Annotated in this window: 20 protein-coding genes; 14 read left to right on the forward strand and 6 right to left on the reverse strand. The window is 42.4% G+C overall.

The genetic code is table 11. The features are described from left to right. Nucleotides 1-241: 241 nt before the first annotated feature. A complete protein-coding gene (locus tag V7K98_RS15910) occupies nt 242-727 on the reverse strand; it encodes an allophycocyanin subunit alpha-B (RefSeq protein ID WP_335023374.1) in 486 nt (161 codons plus the stop codon). 232 nt (nt 728-959) lie between these two features. Between V7K98_RS15910 and rlmD the strand changes: the two genes are divergently transcribed. Together rlmD and V7K98_RS15920 are read left to right on the forward strand one after the other, a co-directional pair. After that, complete coding sequence (gene rlmD, locus V7K98_RS15915; protein ID WP_335023376.1) at nt 960-2,366, forward strand: 23S rRNA (uracil(1939)-C(5))-methyltransferase RlmD; 1,407 nt, start codon at nt 960-962, stop codon at nt 2,364-2,366. Between the two features lie 390 nt (nt 2,367-2,756). Continuing rightward, the gene (locus tag V7K98_RS15920) at nt 2,757-3,206 is read left to right on the forward strand and encodes an ATP-binding protein (protein WP_335023378.1); all 450 of its coding nucleotides are present in this window, start codon (nt 2,757-2,759) and stop codon (nt 3,204-3,206) included. A gap of 73 nt (nt 3,207-3,279) precedes the next feature. On the opposite strand, the gene V7K98_RS15925 is transcribed toward V7K98_RS15920, so the two are convergent. Next, the gene (locus V7K98_RS15925) at nt 3,280-3,555 is read right to left on the reverse strand and encodes a DUF6439 family protein (protein ID WP_335023380.1); all 276 of its coding nucleotides are present in this window, start codon (nt 3,553-3,555) and stop codon (nt 3,280-3,282) included. 44 nt (nt 3,556-3,599) lie between these two features. On the opposite strand from V7K98_RS15925, the gene V7K98_RS15930 reads away from it, so the two are divergent. Continuing rightward, entirely contained in the window at nt 3,600-3,962 is a 363-nt protein-coding gene (locus tag V7K98_RS15930) for a hypothetical protein (protein ID WP_335023382.1), read from the forward strand. A gap of 83 nt (nt 3,963-4,045) precedes the next feature. Further along, nucleotides 4,046-5,437 carry an asparagine--tRNA ligase gene (gene asnS, locus V7K98_RS15935; RefSeq protein WP_335023384.1) on the forward strand — a complete coding sequence of 464 codons (1,392 nt, stop codon included), beginning with the start codon at nt 4,046-4,048 and terminating at the stop codon, nt 5,435-5,437. 137 nt (nt 5,438-5,574) lie between these two features. Here the strand turns inward: asnS and V7K98_RS15940 are convergent, their stop codons facing one another. Then, a complete protein-coding gene (locus V7K98_RS15940; protein ID WP_335023386.1) occupies nt 5,575-6,384 on the reverse strand; it encodes an Rpn family recombination-promoting nuclease/putative transposase in 810 nt (269 codons plus the stop codon). Between the two features lie 179 nt (nt 6,385-6,563). On the opposite strand from V7K98_RS15940, the gene V7K98_RS15945 reads away from it, so the two are divergent. From V7K98_RS15945 to V7K98_RS15975, 7 genes are all read left to right on the forward strand, one after another. Continuing rightward, nucleotides 6,564-7,043 (forward strand): chemotaxis protein CheW, encoded by a 480-nt coding sequence (locus tag V7K98_RS15945; protein WP_335023388.1) that lies wholly within the window; start codon nt 6,564-6,566, stop codon nt 7,041-7,043. Nucleotides 7,044-7,064: 21 nt separating this feature from the next. Then, complete coding sequence (locus V7K98_RS15950; protein WP_335023390.1) at nt 7,065-8,345, forward strand: CheR family methyltransferase; 1,281 nt, start codon at nt 7,065-7,067, stop codon at nt 8,343-8,345. Between the two features lie 179 nt (nt 8,346-8,524). Next, the gene (locus V7K98_RS15955) at nt 8,525-10,309 is read left to right on the forward strand and encodes a methyl-accepting chemotaxis protein (RefSeq protein WP_442940420.1); all 1,785 of its coding nucleotides are present in this window, start codon (nt 8,525-8,527) and stop codon (nt 10,307-10,309) included. 9 nt (nt 10,310-10,318) lie between these two features. Next, complete coding sequence (locus V7K98_RS15960; protein ID WP_335023394.1) at nt 10,319-11,038, forward strand: chemotaxis protein CheW; 720 nt, start codon at nt 10,319-10,321, stop codon at nt 11,036-11,038. 284 nt (nt 11,039-11,322) lie between these two features. Then, entirely contained in the window at nt 11,323-13,578 is a 2,256-nt protein-coding gene (locus tag V7K98_RS15965) for a hybrid sensor histidine kinase/response regulator (protein ID WP_335023396.1), read from the forward strand. 314 nt (nt 13,579-13,892) lie between these two features. Next, nucleotides 13,893-14,024 (forward strand): hypothetical protein, encoded by a 132-nt coding sequence (locus tag V7K98_RS15970; RefSeq protein ID WP_335023398.1) that lies wholly within the window; start codon nt 13,893-13,895, stop codon nt 14,022-14,024. A 219-nt stretch (nt 14,025-14,243) separates the two neighbouring features. Beyond that, the gene (locus tag V7K98_RS15975; RefSeq protein ID WP_335023400.1) at nt 14,244-15,638 is read left to right on the forward strand and encodes an ATP-binding protein; all 1,395 of its coding nucleotides are present in this window, start codon (nt 14,244-14,246) and stop codon (nt 15,636-15,638) included. A 1-nt stretch (nt 15,639) separates the two neighbouring features. Here V7K98_RS15975 and V7K98_RS15980 read toward each other — a convergent pair whose 3' ends face one another. Next, nucleotides 15,640-15,798 carry a hypothetical protein gene (locus V7K98_RS15980; protein ID WP_335023402.1) on the reverse strand — a complete coding sequence of 53 codons (159 nt, stop codon included), beginning with the start codon at nt 15,796-15,798 and terminating at the stop codon, nt 15,640-15,642. A gap of 95 nt (nt 15,799-15,893) precedes the next feature. On the opposite strand from V7K98_RS15980, the gene V7K98_RS15985 reads away from it, so the two are divergent. Further along, entirely contained in the window at nt 15,894-16,202 is a 309-nt protein-coding gene (locus V7K98_RS15985; protein ID WP_335023404.1) for an NIL domain-containing protein, read from the forward strand. Nucleotides 16,203-16,279: 77 nt separating this feature from the next. Here the strand turns inward: V7K98_RS15985 and V7K98_RS15990 are convergent, their stop codons facing one another. Further along, on the reverse strand, nt 16,280-16,957 hold the full coding sequence (locus tag V7K98_RS15990) for a response regulator transcription factor (RefSeq protein WP_012407592.1): 678 nt from the start codon (nt 16,955-16,957) through the stop codon (nt 16,280-16,282). A 1,168-nt stretch (nt 16,958-18,125) separates the two neighbouring features. On the opposite strand from V7K98_RS15990, the gene groES reads away from it, so the two are divergent. Together groES and groL are read left to right on the forward strand one after the other, a co-directional pair. Next, complete coding sequence (gene groES / locus V7K98_RS15995) at nt 18,126-18,437, forward strand: co-chaperone GroES (RefSeq protein WP_069071443.1); 312 nt, start codon at nt 18,126-18,128, stop codon at nt 18,435-18,437. A gap of 88 nt (nt 18,438-18,525) precedes the next feature. Next, the gene (groL, locus tag V7K98_RS16000; RefSeq protein WP_335023406.1) at nt 18,526-20,160 is read left to right on the forward strand and encodes a chaperonin GroEL; all 1,635 of its coding nucleotides are present in this window, start codon (nt 18,526-18,528) and stop codon (nt 20,158-20,160) included. 69 nt (nt 20,161-20,229) lie between these two features. Here groL and V7K98_RS16005 read toward each other — a convergent pair whose 3' ends face one another. After that, a complete protein-coding gene (locus V7K98_RS16005) occupies nt 20,230-21,051 on the reverse strand; it encodes a sulfurtransferase (protein WP_335023408.1) in 822 nt (273 codons plus the stop codon). Between the last annotated feature and the right edge of the window lie 20 nt (nt 21,052-21,071).

Raw genomic sequence — 21,071 nt, forward strand, 5'->3', positions numbered from 1 at the left:
CAAGGACTGTCGGTTTTTTATGTCCGTATTTTCTTCATCCTTGAAAAAATGCCCCATAACCATACTTAAAAATAAATTTCCCCGCAACTGGTTGGTAACTTGACAGAGATTTTGCCACAGCCACTACCAATTGTGGGGAGAGTATGATCAAATTCGGTATCTTATGCCTATCGAGTGCTAATGTATTACACTCACTTTAGTAGACCGGAAGTATACTCCTAAAACCAGCACGGACTTTGTACTAAGACATCGCTTGAATGATGTAATCAAAGTAGGGTGCTGCCTCAGATGCGTCTTCCGCACTCAGTAAGCTAAGGGAAGCTGTTTTGAGGGAATTGATCGCTTCTACCATTCCAGGCACAGGAACGCCCAATGAATTGTACATTTCCCGCACACCAATCAAACCAATTTTTTCAATCGGTTCTTTGTCGCCAGCAAGGACACCATAAGTAATTAGACGTAAGTACCAGCCAAAATCGCGGATACATAGAGAGCGCTGGCGTTCACCGTAAGCATTACCTCCAGGGGAGATAAAGTCAGGACGCTTTTGCCAAAGTTGTTTGGTTGCTTCCTGAACTATCTTTTTTTCATTTTCGGCTAATGTGGCTGCAATCCGCGTCCGTTGTACGCCTGTTTGCAAAAAGTCTTTGATATTTTTCAGTTCGCCACTGCTGGGATAACGCAGTTCGTCGTCGGCTTTGAGAATAACTTGGCTAATTACAGTCATGATGATTGAAATCACCTGAAATATTATCTGTTAGTTTAGCGAGTTGGAGGTACACAAGTGAAGAGATAGGAGCTACTTATGTATTGAATTTATCTGTTTGGGGGAGTGGGGAGTGGGGAGTGGGGACTGGGGAGTGGGAAGATGAGGGAGATAAGGGAGATAAGGGAGATGAGGAAAATAACCATGCCCAATGCCCAATGCCCAATGCCCAATTCCCAATAACTAATGACTAATGACTAAAATAATTTGGCAACAGGGTGAATTAATTGAAGTGACGATCGCTAATCTGAGTGATACAGGCGATGGTGTGGGACGCGCTGATGAGCGTGTTGTGTTTGTCCCAGATACTGTACCAGGCGATCGCGCCATTGTCCGTTTGGTTCATGTTAAACCAAAATACGCCCACGGGAAGCTCCAGCAGCTATTAGAGCCATCTCCGCACCGTATCCGACCCAGTTGTATTGTGGCGGATAAATGCGGTGGTTGCCAGTGGCAGCATGTTAATTATGACTACCAGTTAGTAGCCAAGCAAAATCAAGTTATCCAAGCTTTGGAACGCATTGGCGGTTTTGTTCAACCACCGGTAGATCCAGTACTCGCCGCCCCTTTTGCTTTAGGTTATCGTAATAAATCTACATATCCTCTGGGTACGTCGGCAACAGGACAGGTACAAGCTGGTTACTTCCAAAAAGGTAGCCACCAGTTAATTAATTTAAATCAATGTCCAGTCCAAGATGCCCGATTAAATCCCTTGCTTGCTGAAGTTAAGCAGGATATTCAACAACGAGGTTGGCAAATTTATGATGAACAGCGCCATCAGGGAAAAATTCGCCATCTCGGTTTACGCATTGGCCGACACACTGGAGAAATGTTGCTGACTTTGGTGGTAAAAGACTGGAATTTATCAGGAATTGAAGCCCAAGCCCAGGAATGGCTAAAGCGCTATCCGCAGTTAGTGGGAGTGTCCCTCAATCGCAATGGCGATCGCACAAATGCTATCTTTGGATCAGAAACCCGTTGCATCGCTGGAGTCCCACACCTGCGTGAAAACTTTGCTGGACTGGAATTTCAAGTGCGCCCAGATACCTTTTTCCAAGTGTACACAGAAACAGCAGAAGCACTATTACAGATAATTCAATCAGAACTCAATCTTCAAGGGCATGAGTTGCTAGTTGATGCCTACTGTGGTATTGGGACTTTAACTTTACCCCTCGCCAAAAAAGTACGGATTGCTACAGGATTAGAAGTGCAAGCAGCAGCAGTAGAACAAGCTATTTTGAATGCCCACCGCAACGGAATTGATAATGTAACATTCCAAGTCGGGGCAGTAGAGAAATTGCTTCCCAAAATGGGCACAATACCAGAAGTAGTAATACTCGATCCGCCACGTAAGGGGTGCGATCGCGCAGTCATCGACACTTTACGGCAACTGAAACCATCTCGGATAGTTTACGTCAGCTGTAAAGTAGCTACCCTCGCCCGTGACCTGAAATTGCTTTGTCAAGATGGGCACTATACCATCACACGGGTACAACCTGCTGATTTTTTCCCTCAAACTGCTCATGTTGAAGCTGCTGCCTTTCTTGTGCGATCGCATTTGCACAACGATAGCAATTCCTTTACAAAAACTGAAATTTGAAATTTTTAGTCTAGTGCATACTAAAGATGCTAAAATTGAATTAAGGTGAAAATAAAAATTCCTTTTGTTTAAATAAATTCAAGTTGCATAGGTTCTTATAAATATGAATTGGATTGTGTAAATGACAAATCGGCAATTAATTAGAGTATCCCAATACTTTGTCAAATTACTAGCATCTTTTTAAGTTGCTGAATTGATTATCAAAACTATTCCAGCCGCCATATATCTAAGCAATCCCAACTCATACTATAGGGCTAATGCTCCCTAGCATTTTCAAAATTTAGTTTTAAAGACGCAAGTTTGAAGGCAGCATGACCACCTCAAGTTTTATCAGGGTGCCTGTAACAGCAAACTGATGTCTAGCTAACTGAAAGCTATGGGGTTTCTCTTGTGATTACAATTTCACTCCGTCCAGTTGCACGTTATTGGGGCACTATTAGTTTTGCCTCAACCCTCTACCTTTGTCCAATCTTGGATTTACTGTTGGCAGAAATTCCAGCAAAATTACAAGCAGAACTGCGGCTAGGACTTCAAGAAGCCCTAGTAAACGCAGCTAAACATGGCAATAATCTTGACCCAAGTAAAACAGTTGTAGTCCGTTTTTCCTTAATAGATAATCAATATTGGTGGATAATATCAGACCAGGGTAGCGGTTTTACTCCTTCATCTACTAATGAAGAAGAACCAACAGACTATTTACCACCAGATGAATCAGAAAGTGGTCGTGGTTTATGTCTTTTGCATCATATTTTTGATCAGGTGGAGTGGAACCGCAAAGGCACAGAATTGAGACTTTGTAAACAAATGGAAAACCGCCGAGGATTATCTCTGCGGCGATAAGAGGGAGTGGGGAGTAGGGAAAGTTATTAGTTGATTGGATTGATTTTATTCCCTACTCCCTACTCCCTACTCCCTATTTTCCGTGAGTTGGACAGGGAGGGGCGGAAATGGAGCGATCTAACCAGCCAACTGCCTGTTCTAATCTAGCTTGAGCTTCTTGTGGCTGATTCTTTAAAAGATACACAATCGCTGCTGCCACTTGTTCATTAGCGCGGGAATTGCGGTTAGACTTGAGGCGATGCCAATCGTTAGGGGAAATGCTCAGTCTTTCCATCAGGGCTTGAGCTAATTCCAGAGTACTAAGTTCATTCAGTTGACTGCTTTGAGGCAGCTGGGTAGATTGAGACATAACTATTGGCACATTTGCATTTACTTCTACTTTACTACTTGTAAATGAAGCCGCCAAAACAATCACAGCCGTCAGCAGAAAATCCCGAACCAGATTTTGAACAAGAACTAGAGGAAGTAGAGCGATCGCTCTTATCCTTAAAAGAACGTTACGATCAAGTGCAACGCGATCGCCAACAACAGGCACAATGGCAACAGCACCGCGATCGACTAAAGCACAATAAATCTCAGACACCAGAAATCAAAGCAGAGTTAAGGCAAATTCAAAAGCAGTTGGAAATGCTAGAACTCAACTTAGAAAGCCAGTTATTTTCTTGGCGTAGCCTCAAAAAACCTTTCTGGCAAGTCGTCCGCTTTGGTGGAATGGGCGTTATCATAGGCTGGATATTAAAGTCTTATGCTGGATAAATCCAATTTTGGATTTTAGATTAGCTCGTTAACATTTTTTAATATCTGTACTCACTACGTTGACGAAATACAAGTTGTAGAATATGGCAAATCGACGGATTGCAGAAATATTGCGAAGTGGCCAACCTGATGAGTCTCTCCTAGTTCAAGGCTGGGTGCGGACGAAACGCGAGTCCAAAGGGTTTGCTTTTATTGAAGTCAATGACGGCTCATCACTAGCTAATTTGCAAGTCGTCATTAATCAGGATTTGCCAGATTACGAAGCTATCTTGAAAAAATTGAATACAGGTGCTGCTGTCGAAGCGACAGGGGTATTAGTGGCTTCCCTTGGAAAAGGACAGCGAATTGAGTTGAAAGCCGAGACAGTGAAAGTTTACGGCGAAGCTGATCCCGATACATATCCCCTGCAAAAGAAACGCCACTCTTTTGAATTTTTGCGGACTATTGGACATTTGCGATCGCGCACTAATTCTTTTGGTGCAGTTTTTCGTGTCAGAAATGCTTGTTCCACAGCAATTCACCAATTCTTCCAACAAAGAGGCTTTTTGTGGGTACACACACCCATCATTACCGCTAGCGACTGCGAAGGCGCAGGTGAACTGTTTAGCGTTACTAGCTTTGATTTAAAGAATATTCCCCGCACAGAAAACCAAGCAGTCGATTACAGCCAAGACTTTTTTGCTAAACCCACATATTTAACAGTTAGCGGACAGTTAGAAGCAGAAGTGATGGCGATGGCGTTTAGTAACGTCTACACCTTTGGCCCTACCTTCCGTGCAGAAAATTCCAACACCTCACGCCACCTAGCAGAATTTTGGATGGTTGAGCCAGAAATGGCTTTTTGTGACTTAGAAGGCGATATGGATTTAGCTGAGGCGTTTCTGAAACACATTTTTAAATATGTGTTGGAAACTTGTCCTGAAGACATGGAGTTTTTCAATGAACGCATTGATAAGTCTGTCTTGGCGACAGCTGAAAATATTGTTAATAATCAGTTTGAACGCTTAACTTATACAGAAGCGATCGCACTTTTAGAAAAAGCTGATGTTAAATTTGAATATCCTGTGAGTTGGGGTTTAGATTTACAATCAGAACACGAACGCTACCTGGCCGAACAACAGTTTAAAAAGCCAGTGATTGTTACAGATTATCCAGCGAAAATAAAAGCATTTTATATGCGTTTAAATGACGATGAAAAAACCGTCCGCGCAATGGATATTCTCGCACCCAAAATCGGCGAAATTGTCGGCGGTTCCCAGCGCGAAGAACGCCTAGATGTTTTAGAACGCCGCGTGTTAGCACAAGGATTAAACCCAGAAGATTTGTGGTGGTATCTGGATTTGCGTCGTTATGGTACTGTTCCCCATGCTGGTTTCGGACTAGGTTTTGAACGACTCGTGCAATTCATCACCGGAATGGCAAATATCCGTGATGTGATTCCTTTTCCGCGTACACCGCAAAGTGCTGATTTTTAGAATTTTAAACCCAGGCAATTGAAATCGCGCCTATACAAACAAAGTCCGTCTGTGCGGACTTATAAAAACTTTGAAACCCGCGACCAATGCGGGTTTTGCTTGTGTAGCTATGTATTTTATAAAGCGATTAGTTAAAATTAAGATTTTTGCATTTCCTCTTGTAAAACTTGAATTTGCTCAATAGGTAATTCAGTAACTTGAGCAATTTGCTCTAAACTCATTCCAATTCCCAACAAATTTAAAGCCAACTTTCTTGTTGTTTCTGCTTTACCTCTAGCTTCGCCTTTAGCTTCGCCTTCTGCTTTACCTTTAGCTTCGCCTTCTTCTAGGATTTCTTGATAAATGACTGATTCGCGCATAATCTCACTCCTTAAAATCTTCTTAATTACATCTTTCTTTAATACCAGACCTGCTAAAATGCCACTGGCAGCAGCAATATTTCTTTGTAGCTGGCGATCGCTAATTGCTTCAACTGCTTTGGCTACTTGGGTTAATACCATTGTAGGATCGTTTGTCTGACTTAGCACGGCAAAGGGTAATAAACCTGGAACACTCATAAACCTGTCTGTCGGTTGTTCCCATAGGCGTATTACCTCAAACTGATGATAAGTGTTGTTTAATTTGAAACTGTTTTCATTGACTAATTCTGAACTTGTTTTTCTCAAATAGATTACTACTTGACGCATTTCTTTGTTAGGAAAGCGGCGATAAACCCTAACCCGATAATCTAGCGTCCTAAAGGGTATCTCTTTATCAGGGTCGGTTTGAAATTCGGTATGTAGAACTAAATCATCAGATTGCAATAAAATTAATGAATCGGCGCGAATTGGTTCGGATGATAATTCAGTAGGGCTAAGTTCTGTTAATTTAATCGGTGAACCTAGTAACCAAGTTGCCAAGTCATCTTTGAAGTTTTCGGCAATGAATTTACAGATATTGTCATACATATAGGAATCCGGTTTGAACTTTGAAAATATATGTTACGTAGGGTGTGTTAGCGGAGCGTAACGCACCACTCCTTAATGATTTGGTGCGTTACGAACTTCGTTCTAACGCACCCTACAATACTTGCTATGATTTTATGTTAAAAAAGTAATACAAAAATTAGCACGGAATATGTAAATTAATGTTAATGTTACTTCTCAACATCGGGAATGAGCGATATGCAATAGAAAGCCGACAAGTTGTAGAAGTAATACCATTTGTTTTACTTAAAAGTTTGCCTCACCAGCCTGGGTATATCGCTGGTGTTTTTAACTATCGGGGACGCATTGTACCAGTCATCGATTTATGCCGATTGATGCGTGACAAACCCTCCTCTGAGTACCTGAGTACTAGGATTGTCCTAGTCAATTATTGGGGGAATAATACCGAACTTAAGGCTCCCTATATTTTGGGTTTGATTACAGAACAAGTTGTAGAAACATTACATAAGTCTGAAGCCGAGTTTGTTGATTCTAATATCCAGATAGGTACAGCGCCATATTTGGGCAACATGATTGTAGATGACCAAGGGATGATTCAGTGTCTTCGCATTGAGTATTTGTTGTCAGAAGCGGAACAAGTAAATCTCTTGTCAGAAAGTCATCATAATACTGGATTTTAGATTGCTCTGAAGACTCAATAAATGGCACAATCTGTAATTGAAGCTTTACTAAAAAGCAAGATTGGTTTAGATGCAAATTCTATCGGTGCTGATGCGATCGCAAGTGCGATTTATCAACGCATGGCAGATTGCGGCATAACGGATATTTCTAGCTATCTGGGGAAATTGCAGGTATCTAGCCACGAATGGGAAGCACTGATTGACAGCGTGATTGTTCCAGAAACTTGGTTTTTTCGAGAACCAGAGTCCTTTGCATTTCTGAAGCATTATGTATTATCTGAGTGGTTGCCAAAAAATCCACAGGGTGTATTGCGGGTTTTGAGTGTACCATGTGCAACCGGTGAAGAACCATATTCTATTGCGATCGCTCTTTTGGAAGCAGGATTGAACCCTGCAAACATTCACATCGATGCTGTTGATGTTAGCAAAAAATGCCTGCTAAAAGCCCAACGAGCAATCTACAATCAATATTCGTTTCGGGGTAATGGCCAATCCTTTCAAGAGAGCTATTTTCAGTCCACTGAAGCTGGATACCACCTGTGCGAACAGGTTAGATGTATGGTGAATTTTATTAATGACAACTTAGCAGATCCGGCTTTTCTAGCTGATACGCCGCTTTATGATGTAGTCTTTTGCCGTAACCTGTTGATTTACTTCGATCTGACAACAAAAGAGCGCACCATTCAAATTTTAGAAAGGTTACTAAGGCCAGAAGGCTTGCTATTTGTTGGACAGGCTGAAGCTTGGTTATTGTTTAAAACTCAATTGGTTTCAGTTCGTCAACATTCAGTGGTTGCTCATCGAAAGTCCAAAGCGGGCGAAAATATTCGCAAAAATCATCATCAATATTTAGAGACAAGGCTTCACACAAGCAAAAATATAGATGTTCTCAACAGGCGACAGCTACCGAAAAAAAACCATTCCAAGTTTGCCGCACAAGAAAGGTTAAATGTTGCTTCCCAGAAACCCATATCGCCACAAGACCTAAAGGTAAATTTGTTAGAAACAGCTAGAGCATTAGCCGATCGAGGTCGGTTGAATGAGGCGGTTAAATTATGCAACGACTATCTCAACCAAAATCAGGTTAGTACTGAAGGATATCTTTTACTAGGTCAGGTGCAGCAAGCAATGGCAGAAAATGAGCGGGCGGCACAATCTTTTCAAAAAGCAATTTATTTACAACCTACTCACGAAGAAGCGCTGACTCATCTGGCATTACTCAAAGAACATCAAGGTGATGTGGATAATGCTAATCTTCTCTGGCAACGAATTCACCGATTAACAAAGGATAGGCAGTTCTGATAGATGAGGGTGGTCAGATCCCCGACTTCTTAAAGAAGTCGGGGATCTCGCAGCTCATAAGGCTACCTACTTAATAATTTGTTTCAAAATAAAAATACAGACTGTTCATCTTGTTTGTGATTTGGGAATTTTAAGAGTTGAAGGCGTTTTACAGCAGCAGAGGAACAGTAGGACATCCAATGTTCAAGAACATGACCTTACAAATACGGTTGATCAGTTCATTTTTATTCATGGGACTGATTGTACTCACGATGGCCTTGCTGGGATGGTTCACCACCAACGGATTAAATCAGTACATTAATATCCTAGAGAAAGATAGCATCCCCAGTGTGTCTGGGATATGGAAGATTAACGAAGGTCAGACACAAATCCAATCGGCGGAACGGTTACTATTTGATCCTGAAGTCACTATTAATGAAAGACAGGGTGCAATAGCTCAAATCCAGGATGCTTGGAAACAGATTAACGAAGGTGTTAAACAGTATGAAGAAACGCCATTAACCGAACAAGAAAAAAAAGAATACGACATACTTAAAGAACAATTGGATGCCTGGAAGCAAGCTCATGAGAAATTGTTAGATATTGAGCAACAGTTCAATCAACTTGGTGTTCGCAATCCTTGGAAAAAACAAATTGAATTAATGCGTCAAGCAAAAGAGAAATCATCTGATTTCGCCCCAATTCAAGCAGCAATTGAATTACGGAATCGGATGGATTCTGAGGGAGCAAATAAGGAGGAGCCGTTATTTAAAATAACTGACGAGCAAGCTAGTAAACTTTTAAAACTTAATGAAGGTTACATATCAGATTTACAAAAAGAAGTCGAACAAAATGTAGCTCGCAGCATTTTCTGGATTTGTGTAGGAATTTTCATTGGCCCGACAACGGCAATTGTTTTGGGGGTTATAATCGCTCGACAAGTTGCATTGCAGATTGTTACTCAAATTATGGGTGTCGTTGGGCTAGCAGAGCAAATTTCCAGGGGGAATTTAACAACTCAGGTGAGAGTTGACCCTAACAGCAAAGATGAAATGAATAGACTTTTAACTGCTTTCCAAAACATGACTCAGAATCTCAACATTCTGATTCGTCAGGTACAGCATTCAGGTATTCAAGTAACTACCTCGGCTACTCAAATAGCAGCTTCAGGGAAACAATTAGAAGGGACGCTCATTGAACAAATAGCTTCTACTAATGAAGTAACTGCTGCTACTAAAGAAATTTCTGCCACCTCTAGGGAACTCGTAAGTGCAATGGAACAAGTTGCGACGATTTCACAAATCACGACGACAGCAGCGAATGATAGCCAAAAAGATATAGTGCGGATGGAAACCACTATGCGGCAGTTAGCGGAAGCCACTAATGCGATCGCTGCCCGACTGGGAGTAATTAGCGAAAAGGCAAACAACATTAATACTATCGTTGTCACAATTACCAAGGTGGCAGACCAAACAAACCTGCTGTCGTTAAATGCTGCGATCGAAGCGGAAAAGGCTGGAGAGTATGGCTTGGGCTTTGCTGTAGTGGCTAGAGAAATTCGCCGATTAGCAGATCAAACTGCCGTTGCTACTCTCGATATTGAGCAGATGGTGAAGCAGATGCAATCGTCAGTCTCTACGGGTGTGATGGAGATGGACAAGTTTGCCGCAGAAGTAGGGCGGAGTATAGAAGATGTGGCCAGCATCAATACACAGGTTGGGCAAATTATCCAGCAAGTGCAAGACATGAATCCGCGATTTGAGTTTGTCAATCAGGGTATGGAAACCCAATCTGTGGGAGCGCAACAAATTAGTGAGGCGATGGTGCAGTTGAGCAGCACTTCTGTACAAACTACAGATTCGTTGCGGGAAATTAATCATGCCATAGCCCAACTTAACCAAGTGGCGCAGGGATTGCGTCAAGAGATTGCCCGCTTTCAGGTGAAAACAGAAGACGCTATACCCCTGATTCACCAACTCTCTTGAGCAGCCTTTATGAACCCCGTCACGCCATCAAATATTGAACGTTGTTGGAATTTTATCGGCATTGAGGGCGATCGCTCCTGTCCCCAATTAGCCACCTATACTCATTGCCGCAATTGCCCTGTTTACTCTACTGCTGGACGCTATTTGCTAGAGCGCCGCATACCTGAAGATTATCGCCATCAGTGGACTCAGTTATTGGCAGAATCTAGAACTGATGGAAATTCCCTGGTGCCATCCCCTGCTTTACCCACAACTCAAATAACGGTTGTGATTTTTCGTCTCCAACGCGAATGGCTAGCACTTTCTGCCCAAATCTTCAAGGAAATGGCCTCTCCCGGCGTGATTCATACTCTACCCCATCGCAGCAATCAAATCTTGCGGGGATTGGTGAATATCCGAGGCGAATTACTCTTGTGTATCTCTTTGAGTCATCTGTTGAATCTGGAAGTTGCTGATACAGCAGTACAAACGGTGAGTCCATTAGTATATTCGCGCCTGGTGGTGCTGGAAAAATCAGGTAACACTTGGGTTTTTGCTGTAGATGAACTTTATGGGATACACCGATTTCACCGGGATGAATTACAAGATGCGCCTAAGAGTCTGACTCAAGGGACTCAAGCCTATACTAAAGGATTATTTCACTGGGAACCTGGCGTTTCGCGATCGCACAGTGTCAGCTATTTAGATGATGAATTGTTATTCACCACCTTAGCTAGGAAGGTGCTGTGATCAAAAACCTAACCCCCCAACCCCCTTCCCTACAAGGGAAGGGGGAGTTTAGCTCCCCTCTCCTTGTAGGAGCTATGGTATAATTACCCCCCTCAATCCCCCCTTGTAAAGGGGGGAAGCTGGAAATCTAGTTCCCTCCCCTTTATAAGGGGAGGGTTAGGGTGGGGTAAAAACCAGATTTGTAAACGACTTCAGACTTGTGTATACACGTAGCCTCGTAGGAGAGGGATAGGGGGAGAGGTTCTTCCAAGATTAATGAATCGGTGTTCTAGAAAGGTGCAGGAATGCTAGAAGGATTTGATGTCAGCAATCTTTCCTTGCTTGATTTATTCAAGATGGAAGTCAAAGCTCAAGTTGTGGTGTTGAACGATCGCCTGTTAGCACTGGAGACAAAGCCCAATCCCCAAGAAGAACTAGAAGCCTTAATGCGGGCAGCCCATTGCATCAAAGGCGCTGCCCGAATTGTCCAAATCGATCCGGTTGTCAACCTTGCCCACGTCATGGAAGACTGCTTTGTTGCGGCTCAAGAAGGGAAAGTTACCTTAACTGCCGATCGCATTGATGTGTTGTTGCAAGGGGTAGATATGCTCCTGCATATAGCTGAAACCTTTACAGCCAACCCAAATTTGCAAACTTTAGAAAATATCGGCATTCAATCGTTGGTGAGTGCGATCGCTAATATCCTAACTCCAGAGACAATCTCTACAGAAATTCCTCCCCTACTAACAACGGCGCAGTTAGAAGAAAACCAACAAACAACCCTCATTTCCCCATCTTCAGAAGAACTAGGCATTACCCAAAATCGGGCGGTGCGAATGAGTACTGAAAATCTCAACCGCTTGATGGGTTTAGCTGGGGAGTCTTTAGTTGAGGCGAACTCTTTAGAACCATTTGCTAATTCTTTGCTGAAACTGAGAAACAATCAGGGGGAATTGTCCAATCTGCTGGAAAAGTTACAAGAGTTATTGGGCAAGTATCATCTGGATGGGCAAATTAAGGAAACCTTGAGTGCAACTCATCAAAAGGCTAACGAATGTTACCAGATGATGAGCGATCGCCAAAACGAACTAGAAAAATTTTCTCAACGTTCTGCTAACCTTGCCCAGCGCCTATATCAGGAAGTTATTGCTACCCGAATGTGTTCCTTTGCTGATGGGGGACAGGGATTTCCGCGCATGGTACGTGACTTAGCCAGACAATTGGGTAAACGGGTGAAACTGGAAATCGTTGGTAAGTCTACTTTGGTAGATCGAGATATTTTAGAACGCTTAGAAGCCCCATTGACTCATATCTTGCGAAATGCGATCGATCATGGCATTGAACCGCCCCAGGAACGTCTAGCAGCCGGAAAGCCAGAAGAAGGAATCATTCGCATTGAAGTTGCCCATCGCGCCGGAATGCTGTTTATCACTGTTGCAGATGATGGACGGGGCATCGATATCGAGTTTTTGCGCCAAGTAATCATCGCTAAACAACTGACAAACCCACAAATGGCAGCCCAACTTACCGAAGTTGAGTTAATGGAGTTCCTGTTTTTGCCTGGTTTCTCCACCACCCAAACCGTCACCGAAATTTCAGGACGAGGTGTGGGGCTGGATATCGCCAATAGCACAGTGCGGGAAGTTGGCGGAACGCTGCGGGCAATTTCTGTATTGGGAAGGGGGATGACCTTTTACTTACAGTTACCATTGACCCTATCTGTGATTCGCACCTTACTAGTGGAAATTGCCGGCGAACCCTATGCCTTTGGGCTGACACGCATTGAACAGGTGTTGATATTATCGAAGTCTAAAATTGCTGTATCGGAAAATCGCCCATTTTTCCTGATGAATAATCAACCTGTGGAGTTGATTTTAGCGAGTCAAGTTTTAGAATTAGCATCACCCACGGTAAATATAGAATCGCTTTCAGTTATTGTAATTAGCGATCGCTTCAACCATTATGGATTAGTTGTAGATCGATTTCTCGGTGAGTGCAGTTTAGTTGTCCGCCCTTTAGATCCCCGCCTTGGTAAAGTCGCCAACATTAGCGCCAGTGGCCTCATGGATAATGGTTCGCCAGTGTTGATTGTCGATGTCGAAGATTTGGTACGTTCCATTGTGAAGGTGTTTTCTAGCGGACAACTTTCTCAGGTAAATCAGTCTACTCATCAGGTCGTTACCAAAACTTACAAGCGAGTGTTAGTAGTGGATGATTCAATAACTGTGCGCGAAATGGAGCGCAAACTCTTGGAAAATAATGGTTACAAAGCTGAAGTGGCCGTTAATGGTGTTGATGGTTGGAATGCAGTCCGTAGCGGCGATTATGACTTGGTGGTGACAGATATTGATATGCCCCGAATGAACGGCTTTGAACTCACCAGCCAGATAAAAACTCATGCCAAGTTGAAGCAAACACCCGTGATTATCGTTTCTTACAAAGACCGGGAAGAAGACAGATTGCAAGGCTTAGAAGCAGGTGCAGACTATTACCTAACTAAAAGCAGCTTTCATGATGACACTCTATTAAAAGCGGTGATTGACTTAATTGGAGAGGCTTGATGATAATTCGTAATTGCTAAATCTTCACATCAGCGATCGCTACCTGTCTATCAATCAAAATCACTTCCACTCCCAATACTGCGTAGGTTTTGAATATTCGTAGGTTGGGTTGAGGCAATGCGTTACCCAACAAACCCCGAAAAATGTTGGGTTTCGTTCATCAACCCAACCTACACATTTTTATTTTTTAGGCAAAACCTACGCAGTATTGCTTCCACTTCTAATTGTGATGAAGGCTTCCAAGGTTTTGACTAGGGACTTCCAAATAAAAAAATATCCAACTATTTATTGTGGGGTGGGCATCTTGCCCGCCCATGATTACGGGCGGGCAAGATGCCCACCCCACAAGATGGGATAATTTATTTCTTGGAAATCCTCTAGCTGAGGCGATCGCACCAGCCTACATCAAAATATTTACTCTCAGTTATCTACGGATAAATGCTTAATCTTTTCTGATTTATTATACTATCTAATTTCATTAGCATTCACCTTGAATATCTTAGGATAATCAGTTAATCCAAGTTTGAGTAACTGATTAAAATCCCTTCACGAAGTATTTCAAATTACTATCCATACTGCTATACTGATGTATAATTGCGACATTATGAATTAATGTCATTTATTAGTTTGTGATTTTTTAAACAAACACCACTTATAGGTGCTAAATGAACCTGCAAGAAACAGCACTCTCACCAATATCTCCAACGACAGCAGGATTATCGCCGAAGTGGAGTGAACCACAAACCCCACTAAATGCGCCATTTATTCTAGATTCCAAAATATCCGCAGTCAGACTTTTGCTAATTGACGATCAAGTAATTATTAACGAAGCTTTCCGTCGGATGATTGCGACAGAAACAGATATTTCCCTTCACTATACAAGCAATCCAGCTAAAGCTATTCAAGATGCGATCGCCATAGCACCAACAGCGATCTTCTTGGATATGATCATGCCAGATATCGATGGATTAATGCTACTGCGTTGGTTTCGCTCTCATCCAGTTACTCGTGATGTTCCTATAGTCATGCTATCCAGTAAAGAAGAAGCAAAGCTCAAAGCCGAAGCCTTTGCTGAGGGTGCAAATGACTATCTAATCAAGCTACCCGATGCAGTTGAATTAATTGCTCGCATTCGTTATCATTCCAAAGCATACAATAACCTCAAAGCACTAACTACTGCAACTGCTACTGCCCAACTTCAAGCACAACAGTTAGAAAATACCTTACGGGAATTACAAACTACTCAAGTTCAATTGATTCAAACAGAGAAAATGTCTAGCTTGGGTCGAATGGTTGCAGGTTTAGCCCACGAAATTAATAATCCGGTTAATTTTATTCATGGCAATTTTAACCATCTTAATAACCATGTAAGCTGCCTTTTAAATTTAATTGAACTATATCAACAAGAACATCCAGAGTTGTATTCTTTATTTCAAGAAAAATTTGGTGACTTTAATCTTGACTTTATAATTGATGATTTACCGAAAATTCTTTCATCCATGAGGATAGGAACCGATCGGATTCGTGATATTGTGCTGTCCCTAAGAAACTTTTCTCGACTCGATCAGTCAGAAAAAAAAGCTGTTAATATTCATGAAGGTATTGAAAGTACTTTATTACTTTTAAATCATCGGGTACATCCCAAAATTGAAATTATTAAAAAATATGGAAATCTCCCATTAGTTCAATGTTATCCAGCACAACTTAACCAAGTATTCATGAATATCCTTAGTAATGGCATTGATGCTTTACTAGAGCTAGATAATCAGATCCAAAAGCAAATTGTGATTAAAACTGAACTAACTGAATTACAAACGGTCATAATAACATTTAAAGATAACGGGAATGGAATAGATTCTGAGATTCAAAGCAAGATATTTGATCCTTTTTTTACAACTAAACCTATCAACAAAGGAACGGGATTAGGTTTAGCAATTAGCTATCAAATTATTGAAAAACATCAGGGAAATATCCAGCTAAAATCTGAACTTGGTTATGGAACAGAATTTGCGATTGAAATTCCAATAGCATTACCCGTTAATTATAAAAGCAACACTTAACTCATCGGTTTTCTTGAATTGCGGTGGATAAATCGAACTTATTAGTCATTGGTACTAATGACTCCCGCCAAAAATTATAAGTTAAAAAATCCATAATTCTTAGACGCGATCGCCATCCACAATTTACACCATCAAATCTTAATGATAAATTATGAATCATTTGCTACCGCTTGCGTGCATGGGATAAGTAACGCTAGTGTTAAAAGAGTTGTGCAAAGCAGAACCCTCATCCCAGAAGTCGAGTAGGCAGCTAGAATGGCAATTCCCAATAAAGAAGTAAAATATAATACTGATATTTTAGATAATAGACGCACCCAAACTCGCATCCAGGTTCACATTCCTAAAGACTTGCACGAGGAAGGAATCATTTCACGACTGGTTTCTCACTATGGCATTACAGTCATTATTGCTGATGCTCAGGTAAGCGCAAACGTGCCACAATATAGCTGCTTCGATCTGGAACTACGAGGTACTGTTCCTCAGATTGAAAGCGCCCTAACTTATCTGGATGAACTGGATTTAGAAGTTTTGCACCAATCCAGCCCTGAAGAAGATGGGTGGTAAATTGAGTGCTGAGTCCTGAGTTATGAGTGCTGAGTTTTTTTGACTCAGCACTCAGCACTCAGCACTCGGTACTGAGTTTAGGCCATTTGATTTTCAATCGCCCACCGCGCTAGTTCAGTGCGGTTGTGGAGATTGGTTTTGCCCAACATATTGGACACATGGCTTTCAACCGTGCGCTGACTAACATTTAGTTCTTCAGCAATTTCACGGTTAGCTAAACCCCTAGCGACAAACTGGACTACTTTCAGTTCAGTTGGGGTTAATTGCACATCGAAGGGAACCTGGATACGGGAACCGTTTTCGCCTCCTTTTGCTTGGTGTTCTTTCCAACGGATAGTTTGTTTCAGTGAGGATTCTACCTGGGCTACGAGTTCTTCTGGTTCAAAGGGCTTGACCATATAAACATCAGCACCTTTATTCAGACCCTTAACTCGGTCTGCACTTTGTCCCTTAGCTGAAAGGAAAAGAACCGGAATCCAACTGGTGCGTTCGTTTTGCCGGACTTGTTCCACAAAAGTATATCCGTCCATTTCTGGCATCATCACGTCGCAGATAATCATATCTGGAACATCTTGCTCTAAAATTTCCAGAGCTTCACGTCCATTTTCGGCGGTGATGACTTCGTATCCCCGGAATTCTAAGTAATCCTTCACCAGCAAGATGAGGTTAGGGTCATCATCAATCAATAGAAGTCGTTTGTGATCTTTCATGCTGGGCTCTTTCATAGCAGTGGCACTTGTCGCGCTTCGGTCCATCAAAGTCTTGAATATTTATCCTCTATGGTGGGTTATTTCGAGATGTTGTCCTTTTTCCTACTTAACTTGCCTTTGCTGTCTCGAAGTCTTAAAAATGCCGAGCATTTTCAAGAGACTAATAGCTCGATAGCAAAAGTCCAGCAAGGATACGTATAGCAGTAGTATCTATAATGCGCTATTATATATCGCATTGAAAGTGGCGGGCGAAAAAACACTGATAAAATAATAATCCTTCTGACTCACAAGTAAGTATTGGCTTAAAGATGACCCTACCTCAAAACCAACCCGCACTTTCTAAAGCTTACTGCTGTTCCATATCCTTCGGTTGTTAAGCCTCAATGAGGTGTTCACAACAAACTAGGGAAGTTTATGGCAAAAGATGGTTTAAAAATGCATATTCTTCTACCACCTTATTGCCTATTGAAGTGTTCTTGGACGATCCGCTCAATAACTTCTAGGTTTGCTTGGCGATACCAGACACCATCAAGGTAAACCACCATTATGAGTCTAGAACAACAAACGCGCAAGCAGTTGGCTTTAGTTCTATAGACGCATAAGGAATAATTCTGTTGCGACTCATCAAGTTTTAAGTCTTTAAGTCGCTCTTTTAAATATTCCCAGAATTCCAGACTAGCTCGTTTTGAGCAGCAATTAGCAATTGTCTGGTCAGCGCAAATAAAAATCTGTCGCTGAATTTTTGCAACTCCTAAACTTTCTACACAATTACTCAGGGCTTTATATTCTAGAAACTTAGTGGCTTTGGGGATTTGATGGCTTGATTGGATCGCTGTATTGTTACTTATCGAGCAACTCCCTGATTACAGTTCTATAACAATTTCCAAGCTTTGCAAATAAAGTTGACTGGCAAGGAAATAGGGCATTGGGGAGGCAGTGCGGTCTTGGGGTTTCCCCAAGTAGAGCAACTGCCGTCATTGGGAATTGGAAAACCTCTTCACTGCTTTCGACTCCCGACGCTCTTTGACCATATAAAAGTATACGTAACTCGCAGAACAAAACCCGCAGATTAAAAATAATTAGGCATTTATACTTAAGTACAACGATCTTGTAGTTCGGGAACCCGTACTAAAGGAATTCTTGCCATTGGATGCCAATTTTCGGTAGATTAGCACTCAGGGGTTGAGAGTGCTAATCTCTGGAGAAAATAATTATGGCAGCCTTATCTTTAAGCGTTTCTACAGTTAAACCTTTGAGCGATCGCGTTTTCGTAAAAGTGAACGCCTCAGAGGAAAAGACCGCAGGTGGTCTGTATTTGCCCGATACCGCCAAGGAAAAGCCCCAGGTAGGGGAAGTTGTTGCCCTTGGGCCTGGCAAGCGTAACGACGACGGTAGCCGTCAGGAATTGGAAATTAAAGTCGGCGATAAAGTGCTGTACTCCAAGTACGCTGGCACTGACATCAAGCTCGGCACCGAAGAATATGTACTGCTTTCTGAAAAAGACATTTTAGCAGTCGTTATTTAATTGTCATTAGTCACTGGTCATTAGTCATTAGCCAATGACAAAAGACAAAAGATAAAAGACAAAAAACAAATGACAAAGGACAAATAATATGGCAAAGCGCATTATCTACAACGAAAACGCCCGTCGCGCCTTAGAACGAGGCATTGACATCTTGGCTGAGGCCGTAGCTGTTACCCTCGGCCCCAAAGGTCGTAACGTAGTTCTAGAAAAGAAATTTGGCGCACCGCAAATCGTTAATGACGGTGTAACGATCGCTAAAGAGATCGAATTAGAAGACCACATTGAAAACACTGGCGTAGCTTTAATTCGTCAAGCTGCTTCTAAAACCAACGATGCTGCGGGCGACGGTACCACAACTGCTACCGTTTTAGCTCATGCGATCGTTAAAGAAGGCTTGCGGAACGTTGCAGCCGGTGCTAACGCGATTTCACTGAAGCGCGGTATTGATAAAGCTACTGCCTTCCTGGTAGAGAAAATCAAAGAACACGCTCGTCCGGTGGAAGATTCCAAAGCCATTGCCCAAGTTGGTGCGATCTCGGCTGGTAATGACGAAGAAGTCGGTCAGATGATTGCCCAAGCAATGGACAAGGTGGGCAAGGAAGGCGTAATTTCCCTAGAAGAAGGGAAATCTATGTTCACCGAGTTGGAAATCACCGAAGGGATGCGCTTTGACAAAGGCTATATCTCTCCCTATTTTGCCACGGACGCAGAACGGATGGAAGCGGTTTTTGATGAACCTTTCCTCCTTCTGACTGACAAGAAAATTGCTTTAGTGCAAGACCTTGTACCAGTATTAGAGCAAGTAGCTCGTGCTGGTCGTCCTTTGGTAATTATCGCCGAAGATATTGAAAAAGAAGCTTTAGCAACCTTGGTAGTAAACCGTTTGCGCGGTGTACTGAACGTGGCTGCTGTTAAGGCTCCTGGCTTTGGCGATCGCCGCAAAGCACTACTAGAAGACATCGCTGTTTTAACTGGTGGTCAACTAATTACCGAAGATGCTGGTCTGAAGCTAGATAACACCAAGCTGGATAGCCTGGGTAAAGCTCGTCGGATCACCATTACCAAAGACAGCACCACAATTGTTGCCGAAGGTAATGAAGCTGCTGTAAAGGCTCGTGTCGAACAGATTCGTCGTCAAATCGACGAAACCGAATCTTCTTACGACAAAGAGAAATTACAAGAGCGTCTTGCTAAACTCTCTGGTGGTGTTGCTGTAGTGAAAGTTGGTGCAGCAACCGAAACCGAAATGAAAGACAAGAAACTACGCCTAGAAGACGCTATCAACGCCACTAAAGCTGCTGTGGAAGAAGGTATCGTTCCTGGTGGTGGTACAACTCTGGCTCACCTGGCTCCTGAATTGGAAGTTTGGGCAAAGAGCAATCTTAAAGATGAAGAGTTGATTGGCGCTTTGATTGTCGTTCGCGCCTTACCTGCACCTCTGAAGCGGATTGCTGAAAACGCCGGTCAGAATGGTGCTGTTATAGCTGAACGTGTGAAAGAGAAAGAATTCAATGTTGGCTACAATGCTGCAACCAACGAATTCGTCGATTTGTTAGCTGCTGGTATTGTTGACCCTGCTAAGGTAACTCGTTCTGCTCTGCAAAACGCTGCTTCCATCGCTGGTATGGTGTTGACAACCGAATGTATCATAGTTGACAAGCCTGAACCTAAAGATGGCGCTCCTGCTGGCGGTGGCGGTGGTGGTGGCGATTTCGATTACTAATACTTAGTTACATAAGTTGTTAAAACGGCTGCTTCCTTTATGGAGGTGGCTGTTTTTTTGTGTCAATGACTATAAATAAGAAATCCAATCACTCCAGCTACCAGCATAAAGTTTACCTTTGCTAATACCAGCTAATTCTAAAGAAAGTAAATTTACGCAAGCAGTAACGCCAGAACCGCAATAAACCAAGATTTCTTCGGCTGTTTTTAGCTGTTCCCACCGACGGCGTTGTTCCTCTTCAGGGAGTAGGTAGCCGAAAGAGTCTGTAACTTCTTGCCAAGGATAGTTGACTGCACCAGGAATATGTCCAGCAATTTTATCAATTGGCTCTCGTTCACCTCGATAGCGATCGCTTTCTCTGGAATCTACCAATACTACCTTGTCGCTATCCTTGCGACTTTTAACCACATTAATATCTACCACTTTTTCTGGTTGTACTTGAGCGACAAAAGCACCCATCCCAGACTGAGAAACGACATCCGTAACCGGATAGCCAGCTTTTTGCCATCCAGTAAAGCCTCCATCTAGTACCGCAACTTGCTCATGTCCGAGATAGCGCAACAGCCACCACAAACGAGATGCAAAGGCAAAGCGCGAGTCATCGTAAGCGACAACCAGAGTTTTTTGGTAATTTACCCCAATGGCTGCAAATTTGTTAGCGATATCATTAGCGTCAGGTAAAGGATGTCTCCCGCCATGCTTACCCACTGGACTGGAAAGATCCTGATTTAAATCTAGGTAATATGACCCTTTAATATGGCTTGTTTGGTACTGTTGTTGTCCTAGTTGTGGATCGGCTAAAGAAAAGCGACAATCAACAATAACAACTTGCGGATCTTCTAGATGTTCAAATAGCCAAGCTGGTGAAATAACAAATTGGGAATTTGGCATTGGGAATTATTCAGTTTTTT

The organism is Nostoc sp., from assembly GCF_036917435.1.
Classification (GTDB): Bacteria; Cyanobacteriota; Cyanobacteriia; order Cyanobacteriales; family Nostocaceae; genus Nostoc.